Annotated in this window: 2 protein-coding genes and 1 pseudogene; 2 read left to right on the top strand and 1 reads right to left on the bottom strand. The window is 74.3% G+C overall.

What is annotated here, in order from left to right:
* Positions 1-1227 (bottom strand): annotated as a pseudogene (locus KS423_RS42270) (hypothetical protein); the annotation flags it as partial.
* Positions 1228-1614: 387 nt separating this feature from the next.
* Between KS423_RS42270 and KS423_RS42265 the strand changes: the two are divergent.
* Both KS423_RS42265 and KS423_RS42260 read left to right on the top strand, forming a co-directional pair.
* Positions 1615-2082: a hypothetical protein gene (locus KS423_RS42265; protein WP_224285020.1), complete on the top strand. Its 468-nt coding sequence runs from the start codon at positions 1615-1617 to the stop codon at positions 2080-2082.
* Positions 2083-2186: 104 nt separating this feature from the next.
* Positions 2187-2852: a DUF3105 domain-containing protein gene (locus KS423_RS42260; protein ID WP_224285019.1), complete on the top strand. Its 666-nt coding sequence runs from the start codon at positions 2187-2189 to the stop codon at positions 2850-2852.
* Positions 2853-3024 lie beyond the last annotated feature (172 nt).

The raw sequence follows: 3024 nt of genomic DNA, 5'->3' as shown, positions 1-3024 counted from the left end.
GGCCCGGCTGCGCCCGATCGCGGCCGCGAGTTGGTGGCACGCCTTCCCGGTGGCAGCCGCGACCGCCTCGGGGGTGACCGCCTCGTCCTCGGCGCCGCCCGCCCGGTCGAAGCCGCCGAGGACGGCGAGCAGCAGCCCGTCGGGGCCCTCGCCGAACCGGGTGACCAGCAGGGCGTCGCGGCGCGGCTCGCCCCGGTAGCGCGCGGAGTCGCCCCGGACGGAGGCGGCGCGCAGCACGGACGGTCCGTACTGGGCGCCGTCCAGCACGGTGTCCGGTACGAGCGCGCGCAGTGCGCCGGGGTCCGCCTCGGGTACGGCCGTCGGCTCGGGTCCGTAGGTCGGGGGGCGTTCGCCGACGTGCGGGACGGCGGTGCCGCCGTCGGCGCGCGGTGCGCGGATGGCCAGACGGGGGTCCGGGACGGCCGCGGCCTGGGCCACGGGCTCCGGATCGGGTTCCGGGGTGTGGACGGGTTCGGGTTCGGGGGCGGGAGCGGAGGCCTCGGGTTCCCTCGTCTCCTGCGGCTCCATCGCCCCCGTCGCCTCCTCGGCGACGGCGGGCTCGGGCACGGGCCCCGGTTCGGCTTCGGGCCGGGCTTCGACGACGGGCTCGGGCCCGGGCTCCGGTTCGGCTTCGGGCCGGGCTTCGACGACGGACTCGGGCCCGGGCTCCGGTTCGGGGGCGGGCGGAGGGGCGGGCTTCTCCAGCGAGACCGGGTCCGTGACCGGTACGACCTCCGGCTCCGGTGCGGGTTCGGGTGCCGATACCAGCTCAGGTGCGGGCTCAGGTTCCGGCTCAGGCACCGGCTCCGGTTCCTGCGCCGCCTTCGGTGCGTCGTCGGCGAAGGCGGGGGCCGGGAACCGGTGGGTCTCCGTGGAGGTCCGCTGACGCCCGATCCCCTCCGCTCCGCCGATCACGCCGACCGCGGTGTCGAACCAGTCGTCGATGCTGTCCCGGTTGTCCGAAGCGCCTTGCCCGTCCTGCGCCCCAGGAGCCTCCGCGGGCACCTCCGCCGCAGCCGCCCCCACCGACTCCGGCTCCGGCTCCGGCTCCGCCGACCGCTGCTGCCCGATGAGCCCGACCGCCGTGTCGAACCAGTCGTCCACGCTGCCGGCCCCCGGGTCGGCGTGCGGGGTGTCGGGGAGGGTGCCCGTCGGACCGTCGTAGACGGCGTCCCACCAGCCGTCGTCCGGCCGGTGCGGCTGTGCGGGTGCACCCTGCTTGCTCATCTGGCGGCTCCTGGTCGTTCCGTGGTCGCGCCGCCCCGGCGGGCCGGGCTGACGACATTGTTCTCCACCTGCGGCGACCCTGTCCGGGTTTCGGCGACAACCGGTCACCCATCAAAAAGTCCCGGCCACCGCGCTCACCAGCCGGTTCGCCGGACCGGCACCGGGTACGTCGTCCGCTCGTCCGCTTCCGTTCCGTCCGTGCTTGCCGGATGTGTCCGGAGCAGGGCGTTTCCTGGTCATCCGGGCGTGCGGGCCGCCGAAAATGAGGGCCGATGGGGGGCATCGCATCACTCGTTCGGCTGATTAAATGTGCGCATGACCGCGTCGGCCCCCAGTTCGCCCCGACCGAGGACGGCCGCATCCGCGGGCCGCCCGGCGGGTGGACTGTTGGTCCTGCTGCTCGTCGCGCTGCTGACGCTGCTGCCCTGCGCGGGCCAGGCGAAGGCCGTGGACGACCCCGGCCATCCGGCGCCGCCCCCGGCCCCGGTCAGCGCCGTCACCGTCGTCACCGTGGTCAACGTCCAGGTCGCGGTCGGCCAGGCCTCCTACACCGGCCAGGCCGCGAAGGTCACCAGGTCCGCGAAGCCCTCGGACCACCACCGGACGGCCGAGGAGCAGGGGCACTGGATCCTCTGCACCGCCGGCGGCGAGCCGCCGCGCAACAACGGCTGCTCCAGCCACCCGTTCTGCCCGCAGGACGCCCAGCTGCCGAACCCGCCGCCGCAGCCGCAGCCCGCGGTGTCACCGCTGACCCCGGCCGCGCCCGAGGCGCTGCCCCGGGTGGTGCCCGCCGGTCTGCTGGAGGGCTCGCACCCGGTCCCCGACCTGCACGAACTCCAGGTCCACCGGTCCTGAGCGGAACCCACCGCCGACGGCACAGCCGCCGGCGGACCCGCCCCTCCTCCCACTCCAGCTGACCGCCGTCACCGACCGGTGCGGCGGGGACAAGGACGACCACCATGGGTTCCGCTTCCAAGCAGTCCAACAAGCCCGGCGGCAAGCAGGACGGCCTCGACCGCCGCGCCCGGATCGCCGAGCTGCGCGCCGCCGAGCAGCGCCGCGACCGCCGCAACAAGATCGTCGCCTCGGTGGCGGCCGGCGTACTGGTGATCGGTGCGATCGCCACCGGCACCTGGCTCGTCATGGACCAGAACCAGAAGAAGAAGGACAAGGAGACCGCCGCCAACGCGGACATCCCGGGCGTGAAGACCTTCGGCGAACTGAGCCGCACCCACGTCAAGGACAAGGTCACCTACCCGATGACCCCGCCGGTCGGCGGCGACCACAACGCGATCTGGCTGGACTGCATGGGCCACGTCTACGACCAGCCGGTCGAGAACGAGCGCGCCGTCCACTCGCTGGAGCACGGCGCGGTCTGGGTGACGTACAACGGCAAGGCCACGCCGGACGACCTCAAGATCCTCTCCGACAAGGTCAAGAAGACCCCGTACTCGCTGATGAGCCCGTACCCGGACGAGCAGGGCACCATCACCCTGAACGCCTGGAGCACCCAGCTGATCGTGGAGAGCGCCGGCGACCCGCGGGTGGAGGAGTTCTTCACCAAGTACGTCCAGGGCAAGCAGACCCAGGAGCCGGGCGCCTCCTGCACCATGGGGCAGATGTGACCGCCGACGCGGGCCGTCCCGACGAGGCCGTGACGGAGGACGCCGCGGACACCGCAACGGACACCGTCGAGGAGGGCGCGGCCCCGCGCCGCCGCCGCATGTGGCTGCCGGCCGTGCTGGCCGCCGCCGTGGCGCTGGCGCTCGGCGTGCCGGCCCTGGTCGCGAGCGGGAC

Source organism: Streptomyces sp. LS1784, from assembly GCF_020103755.1.
In the GTDB taxonomy this organism is placed as follows: Bacteria; Actinomycetota; Actinomycetes; order Streptomycetales; family Streptomycetaceae; genus Kitasatospora.
This window is presented reverse-complemented; position numbering and strand designations above follow the sequence as displayed.

Coding starts and splice junctions, on each gene's coding strand:
- KS423_RS42260 (WP_224285019.1), top strand. CDS start 2,187: ATGGGTTCCGCTTCCAAGCAGTCCAACAAGCCCGGCGGCAAGCAGGAC.